The following is a 19,051-nucleotide window of genomic DNA, read 5'->3' as shown; positions in this document are numbered from 1 at the left end:
CCCAATATAATTATACATCTATTTATTTTATTACACTATATAAACAGACTTTATATGTATTATAATGGGAGTTTTATCAAAATGGTCGTTCCTATTCCTTCTTTACTTATAATATTTATTGTACCTCCATGAAGCTCCACCATTTTTTTAACGATAGCTAAACCAAGACCAGCACCTGTAGCATGATTATTAATCTGGTAAAATGACTGTTCTATATACGGTAAATGCTCTTTAGCAATTCCAATCCCATCGTCTTTCACCTTTATGACTGCTTGTCCTTCATTTTTAGTCGCTTCAATATATACTTTACCATTTTTATGTGAATATTTAATGGCATTTTGAACAATATTCAAGAAAATTTGCTTTAGCCTATTTCGATCTCCTATCAATTCAATTCGTTCTATAGTTTTGATGAACTGCATTTTCTTCTCTTCAGCATTAGGAGTTAATTGCCAAATCGTCTCCTCTAGTATATCGTATAATTGCACCTTTTGTTTATATAAATTAAAATGATTTGATTGCAATCTTGAAAAATCTAGCAATTCTTCTACTAAGTGAATTAATCGGTCTGTCTCACCTGAAATAATCCCCATGCCTTGCTTTATTTCTTCTTCCGTTAAATGATCTACCGTTTTTAACGTTTCACTCCAACCTTTAATTCCAGTTAAAGGGGTTCGTATTTCATGAGAAATAGAAGCAATAAATTCATTTTTCATCTGTTCCGCTTTTTCTATTTTATCAGACATATGATTTAAACTATGTGCTAACTCACCTAATTCACCAGGATAATCTTCTTTAATTTTCTTCTTTAATGTACCTTCTGCAATTTGAGAAGAAGCATGAATAATAGATTCGATAGGTTTCACAAACGAATTTGCTAATCGTCTACTGATTAAGAATACAATTCCTGAAATAACAATACCTACAGAAATCGTAAACATTATAATTTCAATAATCTTAGCATATACATGTGTTAATACAGTCGTATACTTTAAAACACCGATCGTTTGTCCTTGATGAATTAGTGGACTAATTACTTCCAATTGTTTCACATTGTCTTTCGTAGTAGTGACTTGATGATACATTTCTCCTTCTAGTAATGAATACGGAATAACTACTTTACCTTCTACCCTTTGTCCACTTGAAGATTGTATAACCGAACCATGACGATCAATTAACTGTAATTCTGTTCCTTCTAATTCAAAACTACTAATGATGTCACCACTATATTCTTGCAAACGAATAAAGTATAATGAATTGTATTCAGAGAAAAATCGTGTACTTGTCTTCGCATGAGATTCTACATATTGCACAATACCGTTATAATAATATCGATAAACGGAGACTGAAAATACGACTTCAAATAATACAAGCATAAGTATAATGACCGTCATAAAATATAAAGTCACTTTTCTTTTCATCTTATACTTTCCTTCCACACATATCCTTTTCCCCACACAGTAAGAATAAATTCAGGTTCTGATGGATTACATTCTATCTTTTGACGTAACCGCCTCATATTTACATCTACTACTTTCGTCTCACCTACATAATTCGTTCCCCAAATCATATTTAAAATTTCATCACGTGAAACTGGCTTTGAAGCCTGATTCATTAAATACTGTAATATCATATACTCTGTAGGGGTTAATTCGACTAGTTGTCCGCTTTTATATAATCTTTCTTCTATTATATTTAAAGAAAACGGGCCAGATGTAATAGTATTCGCTTTTTCATCATGTACTTCTATTCTTCTTAGTAACGATTGTATACGTGCAGTTAGTTCCACTGGACTAAACGGCTTTGCAATATAATCATCTGCACCAATTCCTAACCCTTGTACCTTATCTTCATTTTGTACGCGCGCAGTTAACATAATAATTCCTATTTTTTTATTTTCTTTCCGAATCGTTTTACAAACTTGAAAACCATCCATTCCCGGTAACATTACATCAAGTAAAGCTACATCTACAGTATGTTCACATAAAATTTGTAACGCTTCTTCTCCAGTACTGGCTTCTAATACATAAAATCCAGCACGTTTCAAATTTAGGACAATAAAACTACGAATAGGTATTTCATCTTCTAAAACTAAAATTGTTGGCATCATTTCCACCTCCCTACTCTTGTTGATAATCCGCTAGCGGCTTTACATATATTTTCACTTTTTCAAAATGTGGTTGTTTCGGTACAGCATATACGTGAGAAGCCGTTTTAACTGCTGCGCTGTATCCTTTTATTCCAAACCATTCTTTCCGCTTAAACATATGAACTTCAAGCCATGTTTCATTTGTACTTGTCTCCAAAAACTTTTGAGAATTTGATTCCTTTTGCTCATCTGATATCGTAATTTTCCCTATTAACTCTTTAGGAATTTTCACATAATATCCCTTTTCTATATCGATATATCTTTCTTCAATTGGCTTAATCCCCGATTCACTCCACTGTATGTAACGTTCAAAGAGCGGACTATCACCATGTGGTTTATCTTCCCAACCTTTTGGACGCACAGTACGAACAAATTCAATAATGCCGTCTTCATTAACATCTTTACTTTCTACAACATATTCATTGAACAAATCTTCTTTCCCATCTATAGGTAATACCTCATAATGATTCTCATCAAATTTTGCTACATACGTTATACCTGAATGAGCACCAACTCCTGCATCAATTACAATCGCCTTTAGTGATTTAGAAATACGGCCCATTTGTATTCTTTGAATGCTATTTATAAATGGATCGAATGATGCTTCAGATAACGTCTTAAATTGTTCAATGAACTCAACTATCAACTTCTCATCTTTTTCATACGTAACAAGACTTAAATCTTTCAGTCCATTTTTATTTAGATCGTCTATGAATAACTTCGTATAATTCCGATTATATATTTCCCTCATATCTTCATTTTCTTCCGAAAAAACATACATAACATGTTTTAACGATTCACGGTCTACAGAGATTCCGATTAACAACTCTCGTTTCCCGTTTCCTGTAAAATCACCAACTTCAACAATATCTACATCTCCACCATTAAATTTATGTGTGGACTTCGTTTTCCAACCATTCCCGTTTTTTTCGTATACGGCTAAATATACACTATGATCTGCATTCGGCAATTTATAAAATATAATGGCTTCTTTCTTATTATCTTGTTTAAAATCCATTGACCAAATCATCTGTTTATCTTTATTAGACATTGGAGTAAGCAATCGATAATTAACAGGCAAATCTTTATCTATTTGCTCTTTTAGTTCATTAATCCATTTCTCATTGGCAGGAGCTTCCATTAAATTTGTTGGAGCTTCAGACATTTTACATCCAGTCAATATAAAAATGATTCCCATAATGCCTATCCATTTCTGCATATAATATCTTTCCTCATTACAGATTTTCATTATTTCTCTTTACTTTTTGCTTCTCCAATATTCTCATACATATGAGTATAATTTTTCTACAATAAAAAATCGTTACAGAAAAGTTACAAATCGCGATAAAAAAAGATTGGCAGAAGCCAATCTTTTTTATTATTCATTTCGAACTGATTTTAGTGTTACACCTAGATGCTGATTCAATTTATTTGAAATGTCTTTTACATTTTTTTCATTTGGAATGTAATAATAAATACCTCCGATACGTTTATCCGTACCTTCTATTTGCATTTTTTCCATTTCTAAATTAGATCCTGCCATATTTTTCGTAATAGCAAGCATATCATCGAAAGTTAAGTTCGTTTTCATATTTTTATCAACTGCATCAAGTAAAGAGCCCATTTTGCTAATTGATTGAACAGACATCGCTTTTTTGGCAATTGCTTCAATTACAAGTTGTTGTCTTTGACCACGCATTGCATCACTGTCAATTTTACGCGTTCTTGCAAGCGCAAGTGCTTGTTCTCCATTTAAATGTTGGTAGCCTTTCTCTAAATGAATCATACCTGCTTGGTCTTTACTATCTTGTTCAGTGAAAGTAACTGGTACATCGATATCAATACCACCAAGTGAATCAACAATTTGTACGAATGATTCAAAGTTAAACTTCACATAATAATCAACAGGAACATTTAAAAATCTTTCCACTGTATCGCGTGTACTTTCAACACCACCAAATACGTGTGCATGTGTAATTTTATCTAATTTCTTTCTAGATGGAATATATACACGTGAATCACGCGGAATACTTACTAATTTAACTGATTTATCATCTTTATTAATTGTTGCTAATAAAAGTGCATCTGTTCGAACAGCTTCTCCGTATTGACTTTTTCTCATTTCACTACCATCAACACCCATGATTAGAATTGAAATGTTATCCTTTAAAGGTTCAACTTCTTTATCACGCTTCGATGATTTATCAATTTGTGCATATGCATCACTTACTACTGCTTTTGCTTTATTATATATTAACGATCCATATCCTACTCCACCAAAAATAAGTAGGAAAAACGGAATTAAAATGAACCATTTTATTGACTTTCTTTTAGAACGTTTTTTACTGCTTCTCGTATTCTGTTCTAATTCAGAGCTCATATCCATTCGCCTCTCTTTCTCTTTCCCAATTATAATGCAAGTCTATTAACCTTCATATTGAATTTCCTTTCAATTACCTTACAATTTTGTAAGGTTACTACGCAAATCCAATATGTACTCCATTTCACATTATACTCTCGTGCTTATTTTTGGCAAGTCACTATTTATATAAAATTATTTTTAAATTCATATATTATAATTTCATCAGTTTGGTGTATACATAGTTTGCTTTCCATTATTAATAATGAAAGCTGATTTTGCTTTTATTTTCGTCTTTTGTATTTCTATCTCTTCATTTGAGAAATTCACAATAATTTCAATATTTTTTCCATACGAAGCTGATTGTACTAACTTATCTTCTGACAAATATGCAAAGTTCGTCATTTCTTCTTTTACTGCCTTTTCATGAACTTCATTCCAAACTTTCAGGTGCTGCGTAATTTCTTGTTTATGCTTATTCCACTCTACTTCATCTAAATGGTACAACGGAGGAACGTTATACAATAATTCGTATAACATACGGTTTCCAACCTCATCTTTTATTTTCAAACTTCCCCATTCCCAGTGGTGCGTTGTAATTACAGAATCATTGTATACTAATTTATATAATGGTACTGAATATGCAGGATTTAAATATACTTGTTTATACTCTTCTTTTAACGGTACTTGTTTCGCATATTTTTCTGGAACATTTTGATTCGGTGACCAATATCCGCCTACATAATACGGACTTGTTTTGTTTTTCCTCATATCTTCATCGTCCCATTTAATTACAGGCGTTTCAATACCATGAGCAAATGCAATCGTACTACTAGCAAAATCATTTCCGCCTTCAGAACCAACGACCATCCCCTTTTCTTGCGCAATGTAGTCCATTCGTTTTAAACGTGCTTTTAAATCTTGCTCTTGTGTCGTTATATGTTTCGCTGAATAGTCATCGTAAATTTCACCTGTCGCATCACAATCAATAAACCATGAATTATATTTAGGTCCATTTTGTAATATATCGTTCATTCGTTCTTTTACACTAGGAAGAGATAAAGTTGGATTTAATTTTCGCCCTCTACCTAAAAACCCTTGCACCTTTTCTCCATTTTTCTTCGTTACAGTAGCCTCTTCGTATAATGATGGGTCATTAAAGGATGCTGTGTTCCAATTTTTATCACTTTTTTCGTGAATGGAATGATATGAGTCATACGGACCAACTAAATACCCCATTTCCTTAGCTTCTGTCACGAAATTAGGTTGCATAAATCCTTGTTCCCAGTTTGGTAGACCAATCCACGCTTTTTCTATTCCTGCCTCTTTCATTTCCTTTAGTATATCCGTTCCATCTGCATTACCCCATTTACTTACCTCTTCAACCGCATCACCGAGTAGCGACTTTAATAAATGCTTATTTAAGCTATACAATTCTGTATTCGTTAAGTGACCTACACCTTTCTTTAATAGCACACTAGCTTCCTGATTAACGTTTTGAAAAATATCATCTTTATAAAATTCTTTCATTGATAACACTTCGTTTATATAACGTAAAATAACATTTTTTTGATACTTATCAATGAAATCTTGTTTACTTACTTGATCTAATACATTCAATTCCCCAGGCTCTGAACTATATTTTTGAATAAGCTCTTTTATATGGCTAAACAAAGGGCTATTTATTTTCTCTCTTAGCTTTGGCCAATTTACATTACTTTCTGATAAGCCATTTTGATTCCAAAAATAAAAATGAGCTGCACCGTAAAGCTTTTCTATCTCTTTATTTTTTCTAGCCTTTTCTTTTAATGTTTTAAATTCACCTTTTCGAGCAATATGTTCTTTATACAGTTTAGCAATACTGACTGCACCATTATTTGTCACATATAATTGAAATCCATATGTTTTATTTTTATTTATACGTGGGAATTCATGTATAAACTCAAATCCTATTTTCGGATCCGATTGAAATTTCAATTCATTATTAAACATATTGTTCGCAATATATACAATCGAATATTTCGAACCATTTAACGCGAAAAACTTCATAGAAAATGATTCAGCAAATGAATATGCATCATCCTTTAAAAACTTCTTCCAATTCTCATCATTGCTCGGAATTTGCTTCCCTTCCCATAACGGAAGTGTATAATTTTCAGCTTGTACTTTCGGCCACGTAAAACTTTCTGCACCAGTCGATTCCACTTCAATATTCAAATGATCTTTTTTCTTCTCTACATTCACCTTTACTTTTTGATCTGGATATTCCCAAGATATTCGATCCTTTTCTTTTTTTACATTCGACACCTTCATTTTCGGCAAGGGCTGTGACGCCTGTTCCTTTACACCATCATGTTCGACAGTTAACGTGAAAGTCTCTGGATTTACATCGTAAGTAAACTCTTTATACGTCGATTTCTTTATTTTAGACTCTTGAACAGTATTGCTACCTTTTACATCACACCCAACTAAAGTCGAAAATGACATCGTTGTAAGAAGACATATCGCTATCATTTTTTTCATCTTCTGCACCTCCACCACTGAATATACAAGGGCTTTGTTACAGGAATGTGGCAAAAAAATAAAACTAGCATAAACTAGCTCTATTTGCGTATTAAAAATAAAGTGAAACTTTAATCAGTGGGGGTTTTGTTCATCCCCCACTGATTATTAGTTGAACCAATCGGACGTTTACGGACAGTTAATCTCCCACCTAACTTCTTTGCTCCAACTGAATTTTGGGATGGGAGTTTTACTGTCCGTTAACGCGGAATAAAGGCAAATCATTCTAAGTTGTAACACTTATTTCTTAACTAAAGAAATAAGTGTATATAATATAGCCTAAAGCTAGCACTAAAATTACTAGCGCTGTACCTTTCCAATTCATACCACCTGCCATATCAACTGGACTACCTGTTTCAGCTCTGTTTAATCCATCCTTTAAAGAACCTGTAGGATTATTTTTCAATTCACTTTGCCTTATACGTTCTCTTTTTTCTTCTGGTGACTCTTGCTTCATAGGATCACCTCCAAATGAATACACACTTTACTAAATTATACATGATTACTTTTCTTTTATATGCCAACTGAAAAGCTATTTACAACAAAAAAAGCTAGCAATGCTAGCTTTTTTATAGTTCTATACGTTCTTTTTTATTTACAGTAATCCCTCTATGATCAATTTCTAGCTCACACACTTTCATAGACGTAAATACTCTCGCTAATTGCTCAGCAATTTCTTGACGTTTCTCATAAGGCGTTAATATAAAAATAGATGGTCCTGCACCGCTAAGCGCTGTACCGTATGCACCGAATTCTTTTGCACATTTACGAATAGATGGTAATAACGGTACAAGCTCTAAACGATACGGTTCGTGAAAATGATCCCTTTCCATCATTTCCCCTACAACTTCCCATTTCTTTTGACATAACGCAGCTACTAATACATTACTTATTGCACTAGCCTTAACAGCTTCATGAAACGGAAATACATCTGGTAATACAGAACGGCTTTCATCTGTATTTAGCTCTTCATTTGGAATAAGTGAAATTACGCCTAATTCCTTACTTTCAATTCTCACAACCGATACATTCTTTCCATCAAGTGCCCCGATTACAGTTCCTCCTAATATAGAAGCAGCAACATTATCAGGATGACCTTCAAAATTTGTAGCAATTTGAACTTTTTGATCAGTCGTTAAGTTCAATTTGCCTAGTTGATTTGCAAGCTCTATCCCAGCTACAATTGCTGATGCACTACTTCCTAGACCTCTTGTTAGCGGGATGTTACTAGTAACTTCTATTATATGGGGTGATAAAGAAGGACATACTTTACATGCCGTGCTAACAATTAAATTTTTATCGTCTGTCGGAATTGAATCTTCAAAGGAATGGATCACTTGCCATTTATCAGACTTCTCTTTTACTACTACATGTAAATACAATGACAAAGCTATTCCTACTGAATCAAATCCAGGTCCAACATTCGCTGTACTAGCAGGAACACGAATACTTAATGGTATCACGACATAATCACCCCTTTAATATGCTCTTTAATTTGTTCTATATTATTTGAAACACTTGCAATATCTAATGTATTAGAAGAAATTGCGATATCAGGATCTTTCAAGCCGTTTCCAGTTAAAACTGCAACAACTGTTTCTCCTTTTTTGATTTTTCCAGATTGAACATGTTTCATTACGCCCGCTAATGAAGCATTTGATCCTGGCTCAGCGAAAACCCCTTCCGATTTTGCTAATAATCTATACGCATGTAAAATTTCTTCATCTGATACCATATCTATTTCACCGTGAGATTGCTCAGCAGCCTCTACTGCATATGACCAACTTGCTGGGTTACCGATGCGAATCGCTGTTGCAATTGTTTCTGGCTCGTCAATTACATGCCCTTTTACAATAGCAGCTGCTCCTTCCGCTTCAAATCCGTGAATTCTTGGCTTTTTATAACCTTTTTCTTTCTCATATTCACAGAAACCTTTCCAGTACGCTGTAATATTTCCGGCATTCCCAACAGGGATCGCTAGAACATCTGGTGCACGTTGCAACTGATCACAAATTTCAAACGCTGCTGTTTTTTGCCCTTCAATTCGATAAGGATTCACTGAGTTTACTAACGTAATCGGCTCTTCCGCAGCAATATTTCTTACAGCCTTTAATGCATCATCAAAATTTCCTTCTATTGAAATGATTTCAGCACCATACGCAACTGCTTGCGCTAATTTCCCATGTGCAATCTTTCCTTCCGGTATTACGATAATACATTTCATTCCAAGGCGTGCCGCGTATGCGGCAGCCGATGCTGATGTATTGCCTGTCGATGCGCAAATAATGGCCTCCGAACCTTCTTCTTTTGCCTTTGCGACTGCCATTACCATACCACGATCTTTAAAGGAACCTGTCGGATTCGCTCCTTCGTACTTACCATATAACTGAATCCCTAATTGTTTTGATATATTTAATAACGGAATAAGGGGTGTATTTCCTTCCATTAAGCTCACATCAGGTGTGTTTTCATTTACCGGTAAATAAGAAGCATATTGGTTTAATAGTCCTTTATACATATTGTTTTTCCTCCTCAATAATGTAGTAACTGTTTATTTCACTTGCGACATCTTCTATCGCTCCTAAAACTCGTTCGAATTGATACTTTGAAGTTTGATGTGTCACAACAACGACTTCTGCAAGTTCACGATTTAAAGGTAATTGAATAACTTCTTTTAAACTTACAGAATAATTAACAAAACATTCTGTTATTTTTTGCAACATCCCAGGTTCATCTCGTAATGAGATACGTAAGAAATATTTCGAAACAACTTCTTCATCCCCTTGTAATTCATACGGTTCCGGTTCTTTTAACGCACTTTTATTTTTCTGAACTTGATTCATATTTTTAACGATTGAAATAATATCACTTACTACAGCAGAACCAGTCGGTAACTTCCCAGCTCCAGGTCCGTAAAACATTACTTCTCCAACTGCTTGACCGTGAACATATACCGCATTAAATTCATTATTTACATTCGACAATGGATGATGATTTGGTAATAGAGTAGGTTCTACACTTAAATGAATGGCTGATCCTTGTTTCTCCGCTTTCCCAATTAATTTCATAGTAAACCCTAACTTTTCGGCCATTTGTAAATCTTCTTTTTCAACCTTTCTAATCCCTCTTACTTGCACATCATCTAAAGAAACATTCATCGAAAAACCTAAGTTTGCAAGAATAGCTACCTTTCTCGCCGCATCTAGCCCATCTACATCCGCTGTCGGATCCGATTCTGCAAAACCTAATTTTTGCGCTTCTTGTAAAGCCTCTTCATACGACCATCCCTTTTGACTCATCTTTGTTAACATATAATTTGTTGTTCCATTTACGATTCCCATTATTTTTTCAATTTGATCTGAAGCTAATCCGTCTGTTAGTCCTCTTAACACTGGAATACCCCCGGCTACGCTTGCTTCATAACATAAATCACAATCATTATCATTCGCCAGTTGCAAAAGCTCTGCACCGTATACAGCCATTAAATCTTTATTTGCTGTTACGACATGTTTCTTATTTCGTAAAGCCTTAACAATATGATGCTTCGCTTCTTCAATTCCGCCCATTACCTCTACTACAATATCAATATTTGAATCATTTAGAACTTCATCAACATGACTTGTTACTACGATTCCATCGATACAAACATCACGTTCTTTTTCTAAGTCACGTACAACGACTGTCTTCACCTTCACTTCATACCCTGTATCAAGTGCAATTTTTTTATAATGTTCTTTCAAAATATGGACAACACCACTTCCGACCGTACCTAATCCTAACACCCCAACATTAATGACGTTATTCATCTTCTAATCTCCTCCTACAATTTTATTTTTTATCTTTATCAATCACCTTGCTCTGCTTTTCAACCATGCAGGTGGTGGTTATTTCCGTACGTACAAATCGTTTCATGTTACTGCACCTCCTTTCAAAATAATAAAAAAACACACCCATCCCTAGGAAAGGGACGAATGTGTTTTCGTGGTTCCACCCTTGTTCCAATCTAGACGTATCTCCTCCTAGATTGCTCAAGTTCAGATAACGGCTGATTCCGTCAATAATTACTAGATTACTCGTTCACTATTGAAGTTCAAAGGTGGTAAAATCATTTCTCGTGTTAGGAAGCTCACACCCTTGACTTCCCTCTCTGTAAACCGTAAAAATGATTTCATGTCCTTATCGTTACTTTTCGTTCATGTTTATTTGTTAACTCATTATACTCGCATAAAAAACAAAATCAATACTATTTTTTAATTATTTTTAATTTTCAATCTCTAAAACTATAAAAAAACACACTCATCCCTAGGAAAGGGACGAATGTGTTTTCGTGGTTCCACCCTTGTTCCAACCTAGACGTATTTCTCTCTAGATTGCTCAAGTTCAGATAACGGCTGATTCCGTCAATAATTACTAGATTACTCGTTCACTATTGAAGTTCAAAGGTGGTAAAATCATTTCTCGTGTTAGGAAGCTCACACCCTTGGCTTCCCTCTCTGTAAACCGTAAAAATGATTCCGTGTCCTTATCGTTACTTTTTCGTTCATGTCTATTTGTTAACTTATTATAGTTATCAACTTTTTAAAAAGCAAGCCTATTTTTACTAACAATTTTCAAAATCATTTTTTATTATATTTCACAATAACATTATGCAACTGTCGCTCGATTTACCTATTTTGTTATTTCTCCACTTTGTAAATCAATGCCTCATATATACATTTCCTATTCTAAACCACGTACATCTCCACCTCAGAAAACTATATTAATAAAATTTTATTAATACAATCTTTTTGTATAACTTTCTTCTAAAGAACGTGCAACATCTTCTTCTAAAGCATTCACTTTCGCATGCTCCAGCAACATTTTTGCTGCTGAAGGTAACTCTTTTTTATTTAACCAAGATTCTGGATCCCACATTTTTGAACGAATAAAAGCTTTTGCACAATGGATATAGCATTCCTCTACCTCAATCACAATTCCAAGTAGCGGATTGCGTCCATTTACCTGCATTTCTTGCAAAATTTCTTCGTCGTTTATTATATACGCTCGGCCATTTATTCTGAGTGTCTCCCCAAGGCCTGGGATAAAAAAGATTAATCCTACACGTGGATTTGAAATAATATTCAAAATGGAGTCTATACGGCGGTTGCCTGGTCTTTCTGGAATGATGATTTTATTATGGTTTAATACGTAAACAAATCCAGGTGCATCTCCTCTCGGTGAAGCATCACACTCTCCTAATTTATTTGCTGTAGATAATACTAGAAAAGGAGATTTGGATAGAAAATCTATACAATGGTGGTCTAGTGATGAAATAACTTTCTTTAACGCTCTCTCACTTGGTTGCCCCAATATTCCCCGTAATTCTTCCTCTGTTGAAATAATCGATTTTATTTTCTTACTCTCTATTCCCACTAATAACGACCCCTTTTTTTCTTTATTTTCCCAAAATTCAATACGATTATTGTATAATAAAATTTGTAGAAAGGGGAATTAAAATGACAGAGTGGTTAACGATATTTGATTCTGAAAGAAATACACTTGGGAAGAAATTACGTGATGAAGTGCACCGTGACGGTGATTGGCACGAAACATTTCATTGTTGGTTTGTAGAAAAAGATGATGAAGATATGTTCTTATATTTCCAATTACGCTCTAAAAATAAAAAAGACGCCCCATGTATATGGGATATTACTTCAGCTGGACATATTATGCATGATGAAGATGTACAAATTGGTGGCCTTCGTGAAATTGAGGAAGAATTAGGGCTTTCCTTTCAAACTACTGATCTAGCATATACAGGAATCTTTACAATAGATTATGAAATTTCAAATCTTACGGATCGCGAGTTTTGCCATATGTATTTTCACAATGTCATCGATCCACTTCCATTCGCACCAGGTGAAGAAGTAGATGATGTGATGAAAGTACATGCAACTTCTTTTCTACAACTATTAAAAAGAGAGATTTCATCTTTTACAGCTATTTCTGTTTTAAACAATAAGCCGATAACGATAACATTTGAAGATATCTATCCATATGATATTGCATACTATGAATTTGTTATAGAGCAAGGAATAGAATTACTAAAAAATAATGATTTGTAAATAGAATAGGACTCCCTACTAATATCGGTCGGGAGTCCTATTTTTCATTATTGCTCAAGTGTCTTCAACTTTTTCTCTACTCGTATGAATAAGCGAATGATTAGTACTAGCATAAAGATCATTATCGCTAACGTTGTATGGGGATATTTAAACAGTATACTAATAAAACTTCCTATCAACATCATAATGAATCCATTTTGTTTCATCACTTCTGCGCTATACCTATTCCCCGCATCCCATAGTCCCTTATTTTTCATAGATCGTTTCGTACGGTAACCATATGCTGCGTTAATATCCGTTGGTGGATTTTTTCGAAGAATAAGTGCAGCAAGTATAAATATAACACCAATCAATATGCTCATTCCTATGTTTACTAATGCATAGCTCAATTATATCCCCCCTAACTTACACTCTTATTATACGATACGACCCTATTTTTCCCAATTCATAACACATTCACTTTCTTTCTTTCGATGTCTGAAACATACTTGGAAGTGTTACAAAACGTGCTCCTTTCGTTTTTAACTGCGGAATCATTTTGTCTAGCGCCTCTACAGATCCTTGCAAATGTCCACCTGGAGTTGAATGTTGAAGTATGATACTACCAGGGAATGAGTTCCCTAACACATTATTTGTAATCGTATCAGCACTTACCCCTTTCCAATCAACCGTATCAACACTCCACTGTACAATCATAAAATTTTGCTCAGTTGCCCACTTCAATTGATTTTCAAGTATTTCACCATACGGCGGGCGTATAAATTTAGGAGCATAGCCGGCTATACGTTTTAATATTTCTTCCGTTTTTATAATTTGATTACGGTACTCATCCTCATTTACTTTCGCTAAATTAGGATGGCTATACGTATGATTACCAATTACATGCCCTTCATTCGCAATACGCTTTACTACATTTGGAAACTTTTCTGCATTTTCACCAAGCAGGAAAAAAGTCGCTTTTACATTATGTTGTTTTAACTTATCTAATATTTTTGGCGTGAATTCTAAATCCGGTCCATCATCAAATGTAAGAGCAACTTCCGCTTTATTGTACGGTCCTGAAAATGCGTACGCATATTTTTCAACCCAAGAAAATGACGTCCACGATCCACGCTCATCTGCTTTCATTTGTACTTCATAATTTTGAGGGGTATATACGTACGGCAATGAGTTTATATAGTCTCCATAATAAAATGAGTTATATGGCATATAAGCATACGAAACATTTCGTTCTAGTCCCCATTGATATGGAGTAAACATTTGTGGCGAATAAAAATAATACATGATAAAAACCTCCCTAAATTTTCATATGTGATTCCTCTGCACTTTGTTAGAGAAATTGTTATTCATAAACAAAAATAAGACTGTCCGTAATTTGGACAGTCTTACTGCTTACTATTATTAATAAATTGATGTACTACCTTTCGGCAAAGTTTTCACGTGTTTTAAATAGTTCGTCACTTTATCATCATCATCTTGCGGATATCGATACCCATATGTGTTAGCAATTTCATTCGCCACTTCCCTAAATAAATTACCCATGACAAAGAATGATTCCCATATGTTTTCATATTCCGCATTAGAAAATGTCCTTTTAAATTGCTCCCACATTTCCCCTTCAAAATATTGCTCAAAATGCTTTCCAAATTTACCTGTATTAACTGTAAAGTCTGTTTTCATACCAATATGCCATTCTAGCATTACGATGAACATATCTCGCACTGGTCCTTCAAGCATTCCTTTTGCATAAGAAAGCTCTTCTCTCCATAACCCTTTTGCCACATTCGTACTACACCACCAAAACTCATTACAGCAATCTAAAAACTCTTTTTTTGTAGGCTTTTTTATTAAGTAATCTTTATCGCTTGCTGGCGGGAATTCTTCTATACAATTATCTTTATCGAGAAGTAATTTACTTAAGCTATCTTGTCCAACGAACTTTTTTATTAAATCAACCGGAACTAATGTTAAATCAATCCGATTTCCATCCATGAACTGCATTAAATACGGAAACTTCCCGTCTCCATCTGGTGGAACTAATGACATTTCTTCTGGCATTTGTACAATCATTATTTCTCCAAACCTATGAATCCAATTATGATTAGACGTAAAAGAGCGTATATCTTTTACAACATAAATAACATCATAGTCTTGAAAACAATCTTTTTTCACATTTGGATTTACACGTGATCCATTCATGATGACAGCTCGAATTCTTTCATCCTCTTTTGCTGTATTTATAATTAAGTCTAACATTTCTTTTTCCGTTCTCATCTACTTATAGCCTCCAATTTTTTAATATATAATATAGTGCTATGTATAACTGGAGGTCCACGAGCTAATCTCGTTATACACGATACATGTTATAATTTTTCAAACATCTTTTTCATTCTATTTATCTCCTTTCGTTATTCTTTTACGACCGCCATTATAAATCCATCGTACCCTTTACTACCCACCGTTTGAAGCGCAGTAGCACTTACACGTGGCTCTGTAGCTATTAATTCATAGAAACGACGTATCCCTTGTACGCGAGGGTCATTACTCGTATTGTCAATAACTTCTCCTTCACGTACTACGTTATCTCCAATAATTACAGTCCCCGGACGTGATAGTTTCAGTGCCCATTCAAAATAAGCGGGGTTATTTTGTTTATCAGCGTCTATAAAAATAAAGTCAAAGGGTTCATACTTCTCATTTTCGATTTGCTTTAAAGAATCTAAAGCAAATCCTAATCGTATTTCAATTTTATCAGTCAAATTAGCACGCTCAATATTATTACGTGCAATTTCTGCATGTTTTTCACTCGCTTCCAATGTAACAACTCGTCCTTCAGATGACAATCCTCTTGCAAGCCATATCGTGCTATACCCGCCTAGAGTACCAATTTCTAAAATGTTACGAGCTCCTTGAATTTGTACTAATAGTTGTAAAAACATCCCTTGCGTTGGCGATACATCATGTGCTGGTAAATTAGCTATAGCATTAGTTTGAAGTACTTCTTCTAATGTAGAATCTTTCGGTATTAATATATCACTCACATATTGATCAACAGCCGTCCATTTCTCAATCGTACTCATGTAAATACCATCCCCTTCAATTTTCCAATGCATTTCTACTATTCGCTTTCAATTATACCGAAAATTCTGTCTCATATACAAAAAATAAAGAAGGGACATCTACTTCATTACAAAATAGATGTCCCTTCTTTTGTTTATACATGTATCCCTTACGGATTAGTAGACCAAAGTCCTGCTGATTTAATAAATGTACGTTTATTTAATTTCAGCTGCGCTACGATAAACTCTGCAATATCTTCTGCTTGCATAACTTTATCAGGATTTCCATCAGTTAATCCTAAATCTACAGCCATATCAGTTGCTACTGTACTTGGAGTTAAAGCAGTTACGCGAATATTATGTTTACGAACTTCCATCGCTAACGATTCTGTTAAGCCAAGAACACCAAATTTAGAAGCACTATATGCACTTGTTACAGGTGCACCTTTTTGTCCTGCTGTAGATGAAATGTTAATGATATCACCAGATTGTTGTTCAATCATGCTTGGTAAAGCTGCACGAGTTGCATAGTATACACCCATTAAGTTTACTTGAATGATTTTTTCCCAATCAGCAACGTCTAATTCTAAAAACTTACCGAACTTAGAAATACCAGCGTTATTAATTAAAATATCGATAGATCCTAAACCGTTTTTTAATGTCTCAATTGCAGTAGTCACTTCTTCGTATGAAGAAACATCAGCAGTTGCAATAACAGCTTTTACGCCTTCTGCTTCTACTTCTTTCGCTACAGCTTTTAAGTTTTCTTCTGAGCGAGCTAAAAGACCTACATTTACGCCCTCTTTCGCTAATGCGATCGCTACAGCGCGACCAATCCCTCTACCTGCTCCTGTAATTAAAGCATTTTTTCCTTGTAATAATTCTGCCAAGTATAACACTCCTTAATCATCTCAGTTATGTATTATATTAAAATTGTATCTATGTTTATGTAAAAAGGCAATGATGCACTTTCATGTGCGTAGGTTACTTGTAGGTAACTATAGTAAGAATACAAGTACCTTTAAAGAAAAAAGTAGTGCTAGAAGAACCCCTAACACTACTTTTCTTTCTAATTCGGAATACGCACACTAAATTCCGTACCCTGACCTTCTATACTTTCAACCTTTATTTCTCCTTGATGTAGATCGACTACTTTTTTTACTATCGCTAATCCTAAGCCACTTCCTCCATATGCTCGATTTCGTGAAGAATCAGCTTTAAAAAACCGTTCAAATATATGTTGTTTTTGTTCTTCTGAAATACCAATTCCCGTATCACGTATACGTACTTCTACTAATGTCTCATATTCTTTTAGCTTGATTGAAATCGTACCGCTACTTGGAGTAAATTTAATACTATTATGAATTAAATTAATCCAAACTTGACTCATACTTTCTTGGTCAGCAGTTATATGCACTTTTTCTAAATCAAGGTCTAATTCAATTTCTTTCTCACCCCAAAGCGGTTCACTATTTAATACAATTTGTTTTAACTGTTGATCTAATCGATAAGTTACTCTTTCTGGTGTATATTCTTCCGACTCTAAAAGAGTTAGTTTCAGTAAATTTTGACTTAGTTTAGATAATCTCGTCGTTTCTGTTTCAATAATGGTAAGATAATGCTCTCTTTTTTCCTCAGGAAGATTAGTATCTTGTAGTGCTCTAGCAAACCCTTTTATAGAAGTTAATGGTGACTGTATTTCATGAGAAACATTCGAAACAAATTCCTGGCGCATTTTCTCCATCGCATTCAGTTCATCTGTCATATCGTTTATACTTTTTACGAGCACACCAATTTCCCCATCATATTTCTCTTCATTTCGTATTTTTACCGAGAAGTCCCCTTTTGCAATTTTTTGTATCGGTTCAATAATAGTCCAAATCATCGCCTCTCGCTTCGGTCTCATTAATACTGCAATTAATATCCAAAGAAGAATCATAAATATAAAACTGAGTATGTCACTAATGAGGTAAGTAACAAAAGGAGATAAATGTATTGCAAGGGCATCCAATATACTAGATGATACATAAAATGCTGTAGACCAAATAATAGTAAGAAAAGAAAAGAGTGCTATTATCGCTCCTGTTACTTTCAGCATCTTGAATTTACTCATTCGTTCTCTTTTTCTCATTTACTTACCTCTAAGCGATATCCTAAACCCCTTATTGTTTTAATACTAAATTTCGACTTCTCTTCTTGAAACTTCTCACGTAACCGATTTATATGAACGTCTAGTGTGCGTTCATTCCCTTCAAAATCATATCCCCATACATCTTCAATTAATTGCTCTCTCGAACAAGTTCTCCCCGCTTTAGAGCCTAAAGTAAAGAGCAATTCGAATTCTTTTAACGGTAACGTAACCGTTTGTTCTCCAATTGTAACTTCAAATATTTTACGATTTAACAGTACAGTTCCAACTTGAATTGATTGCGACACTGTAATTTGGTAACGTTTCAATAACGCCTTAACCCTCACTACTAGTTCTATCGGATCAAATGGTTTTACAAGATAATCATCCGTACCAAGATGAAATCCTTTTACTTTTTGAGACGTTTCCCCTTTAGCAGTTAACATCAAAATTGGAATATCATAGTACTTTCTTAATTCGAAACATACATCAAATCCATCCATATTCGGCATCATGATATCAAGAATAACCATATCAACTTTCACTTCATTTATTTTTTGAAGTGCATCTAGACCATCAATTGCCTCATATGTTTGAAAACCTTCACGCTCTAAAAATACAGAAACGAGTTCTCTAATATGCGGATCATCGTCTACTATTAAAATGTTAGGTATCAAAGAAACCATTTCC

General features: G+C 34.3%; 18 protein-coding genes and 2 other annotated features. Of the genes, 1 reads left to right on the top strand and 17 read right to left on the bottom strand.

Features of this window, described 5'->3' with window-relative positions; translation table 11 throughout:
• Positions 1–59 precede the first annotated feature (59 nt).
• The 10 genes from RCJ96_RS11850 to RCJ96_RS11805 all read right to left on the bottom strand — a co-directional run bounded on the left by RCJ96_RS11850 (position 60) and on the right by RCJ96_RS11805 (position 12,482).
• The gene (locus RCJ96_RS11850; protein ID WP_074607189.1) at positions 60–1,421 is read right to left on the bottom strand and encodes a sensor histidine kinase; all 1,362 of its coding nucleotides are present in this window, start codon (positions 1,419–1,421) and stop codon (positions 60–62) included.
• Positions 1,418–2,107: a response regulator transcription factor gene (locus RCJ96_RS11845; protein WP_074607187.1), complete on the bottom strand. Its 690-nt coding sequence runs from the start codon at positions 2,105–2,107 to the stop codon at positions 1,418–1,420. The genes RCJ96_RS11850 and RCJ96_RS11845 overlap by 4 nt, the downstream gene beginning before the upstream one ends.
• 13 nt (positions 2,108–2,120) lie before the next feature.
• Positions 2,121–3,368, bottom strand: coding sequence for a hypothetical protein (locus RCJ96_RS11840; protein WP_001174805.1), 1,248 nt, complete (start codon positions 3,366–3,368; stop codon positions 2,121–2,123).
• Between the two features lie 159 nt (positions 3,369–3,527).
• Positions 3,528–4,529: an LCP family protein gene (locus RCJ96_RS11835; protein WP_242303584.1), complete on the bottom strand. Its 1,002-nt coding sequence runs from the start codon at positions 4,527–4,529 to the stop codon at positions 3,528–3,530.
• A 204-nt stretch (positions 4,530–4,733) separates the two neighbouring features.
• The gene (locus RCJ96_RS11830; RefSeq protein WP_074607185.1) at positions 4,734–7,031 is read right to left on the bottom strand and encodes a glycoside hydrolase; all 2,298 of its coding nucleotides are present in this window, start codon (positions 7,029–7,031) and stop codon (positions 4,734–4,736) included.
• A 286-nt stretch (positions 7,032–7,317) separates the two neighbouring features.
• On the bottom strand, positions 7,318–7,527 hold the full coding sequence (locus RCJ96_RS11825) for a DUF6366 family protein (RefSeq protein ID WP_000808278.1): 210 nt from the start codon (positions 7,525–7,527) through the stop codon (positions 7,318–7,320).
• Between the two features lie 112 nt (positions 7,528–7,639).
• On the bottom strand, positions 7,640–8,533 hold the full coding sequence (gene thrB / locus RCJ96_RS11820; RefSeq protein ID WP_416503719.1) for a homoserine kinase: 894 nt from the start codon (positions 8,531–8,533) through the stop codon (positions 7,640–7,642).
• A complete protein-coding gene (gene thrC / locus RCJ96_RS11815; protein WP_000276450.1) occupies positions 8,530–9,588 on the bottom strand; it encodes a threonine synthase in 1,059 nt (352 codons plus the stop codon). Before thrC ends, thrB begins: the two co-directional genes overlap by 4 nt.
• A complete protein-coding gene (locus RCJ96_RS11810) occupies positions 9,581–10,876 on the bottom strand; it encodes a homoserine dehydrogenase (protein ID WP_074607183.1) in 1,296 nt (431 codons plus the stop codon). The genes thrC and RCJ96_RS11810 overlap by 8 nt, the downstream gene beginning before the upstream one ends.
• Before the next feature lie 154 nt (positions 10,877–11,030).
• Positions 11,031–11,262: a binding site (T-box leader), on the bottom strand.
• Positions 11,263–11,376: 114 nt separating this feature from the next.
• Positions 11,377–11,608, bottom strand: a binding site (T-box leader).
• Positions 11,609–11,843: 235 nt separating this feature from the next.
• Positions 11,844–12,482, bottom strand: a complete 639-nt coding sequence (locus tag RCJ96_RS11805) for a pyridoxamine 5'-phosphate oxidase family protein (RefSeq protein ID WP_074607179.1) — start codon at positions 12,480–12,482, stop codon at positions 11,844–11,846.
• A gap of 83 nt (positions 12,483–12,565) precedes the next feature.
• Between RCJ96_RS11805 and RCJ96_RS11800 the strand changes: the two genes are divergently transcribed.
• Entirely contained in the window at positions 12,566–13,174 is a 609-nt protein-coding gene (locus RCJ96_RS11800; protein ID WP_270795671.1) for an NUDIX hydrolase, read from the top strand.
• A 47-nt stretch (positions 13,175–13,221) separates the two neighbouring features.
• On the opposite strand, the gene RCJ96_RS11795 is transcribed toward RCJ96_RS11800, so the two are convergent.
• The 7 genes from RCJ96_RS11795 to hitR all read right to left on the bottom strand — a co-directional run bounded on the left by RCJ96_RS11795 (position 13,222) and on the right by hitR (position 19,038).
• The gene (locus RCJ96_RS11795; protein WP_070807291.1) at positions 13,222–13,536 is read right to left on the bottom strand and encodes an SdpI family protein; all 315 of its coding nucleotides are present in this window, start codon (positions 13,534–13,536) and stop codon (positions 13,222–13,224) included.
• A 94-nt stretch (positions 13,537–13,630) separates the two neighbouring features.
• The gene (locus tag RCJ96_RS11790) at positions 13,631–14,458 is read right to left on the bottom strand and encodes a peptidoglycan-N-acetylglucosamine deacetylase (RefSeq protein ID WP_074607173.1); all 828 of its coding nucleotides are present in this window, start codon (positions 14,456–14,458) and stop codon (positions 13,631–13,633) included.
• A 117-nt stretch (positions 14,459–14,575) separates the two neighbouring features.
• Positions 14,576–15,448: an aminoglycoside 6-adenylyltransferase gene (locus tag RCJ96_RS11785; protein WP_416503717.1), complete on the bottom strand. Its 873-nt coding sequence runs from the start codon at positions 15,446–15,448 to the stop codon at positions 14,576–14,578.
• Between the two features lie 134 nt (positions 15,449–15,582).
• A complete protein-coding gene (locus RCJ96_RS11780; RefSeq protein ID WP_139302744.1) occupies positions 15,583–16,254 on the bottom strand; it encodes an O-methyltransferase in 672 nt (223 codons plus the stop codon).
• 149 nt (positions 16,255–16,403) lie between these two features.
• Positions 16,404–17,123, bottom strand: coding sequence for a 3-ketoacyl-ACP reductase (locus RCJ96_RS11775; protein WP_000818985.1), 720 nt, complete (start codon positions 17,121–17,123; stop codon positions 16,404–16,406).
• 179 nt (positions 17,124–17,302) lie between these two features.
• Entirely contained in the window at positions 17,303–18,364 is a 1,062-nt protein-coding gene (gene hitS / locus RCJ96_RS11770; protein ID WP_416503716.1) for an envelope stress sensor histidine kinase HitS, read from the bottom strand.
• Positions 18,361–19,038, bottom strand: coding sequence for an envelope stress response regulator transcription factor HitR (gene hitR, locus RCJ96_RS11765; RefSeq protein ID WP_416503842.1), 678 nt, complete (start codon positions 19,036–19,038; stop codon positions 18,361–18,363). The genes hitS and hitR overlap by 4 nt, the downstream gene beginning before the upstream one ends.
• Positions 19,039–19,051 lie beyond the last annotated feature (13 nt).

Source organism: Bacillus sp. BSL6 (assembly GCF_052928345.1).
This window is presented reverse-complemented; position numbering and strand designations above follow the sequence as displayed.

What these genes read in the sequence shown, in the direction of transcription:
- RCJ96_RS11850 (WP_074607189.1), bottom strand. Translation starts at nt 1,421, where the DNA reads ATGAAAAGAAAAGTGACTTTATATTTTATGACGGTCATTATACTTATG.
- RCJ96_RS11845 (WP_074607187.1), bottom strand. Translation starts at nt 2,107, where the DNA reads ATGCCAACAATTTTAGTTTTAGAAGATGAAATACCTATTCGTAGTTTT.
- RCJ96_RS11840 (WP_001174805.1), bottom strand. Translation starts at nt 3,368, where the DNA reads ATGCAGAAATGGATAGGCATTATGGGAATCATTTTTATATTGACTGGA.
- RCJ96_RS11835 (WP_242303584.1), bottom strand. Translation starts at nt 4,529, where the DNA reads ATGAGCTCTGAATTAGAACAGAATACGAGAAGCAGTAAAAAACGTTCT.
- RCJ96_RS11830 (WP_074607185.1), bottom strand. Translation starts at nt 7,031, where the DNA reads ATGAAAAAAATGATAGCGATATGTCTTCTTACAACGATGTCATTTTCG.
- RCJ96_RS11825 (WP_000808278.1), bottom strand. Translation starts at nt 7,527, where the DNA reads ATGAAGCAAGAGTCACCAGAAGAAAAAAGAGAACGTATAAGGCAAAGT.
- thrC (WP_000276450.1), bottom strand. Translation starts at nt 9,588, where the DNA reads ATGTATAAAGGACTATTAAACCAATATGCTTCTTATTTACCGGTAAAT.
- RCJ96_RS11810 (WP_074607183.1), bottom strand. Translation starts at nt 10,876, where the DNA reads ATGAATAACGTCATTAATGTTGGGGTGTTAGGATTAGGTACGGTCGGA.
- RCJ96_RS11800 (WP_270795671.1), top strand. Translation starts at nt 12,566, where the DNA reads ATGACAGAGTGGTTAACGATATTTGATTCTGAAAGAAATACACTTGGG.
- RCJ96_RS11795 (WP_070807291.1), bottom strand. Translation starts at nt 13,536, where the DNA reads ATGAGCATATTGATTGGTGTTATATTTATACTTGCTGCACTTATTCTT.
- RCJ96_RS11790 (WP_074607173.1), bottom strand. Translation starts at nt 14,458, where the DNA reads ATGTATTATTTTTATTCGCCACAAATGTTTACTCCATATCAATGGGGA.
- RCJ96_RS11785 (WP_416503717.1), bottom strand. Translation starts at nt 15,448, where the DNA reads ATGAGAACGGAAAAAGAAATGTTAGACTTAATTATAAATACAGCAAAA.
- RCJ96_RS11780 (WP_139302744.1), bottom strand. Translation starts at nt 16,254, where the DNA reads ATGAGTACGATTGAGAAATGGACGGCTGTTGATCAATATGTGAGTGAT.
- hitS (WP_416503716.1), bottom strand. Translation starts at nt 18,364, where the DNA reads ATGAGAAAAAGAGAACGAATGAGTAAATTCAAGATGCTGAAAGTAACA.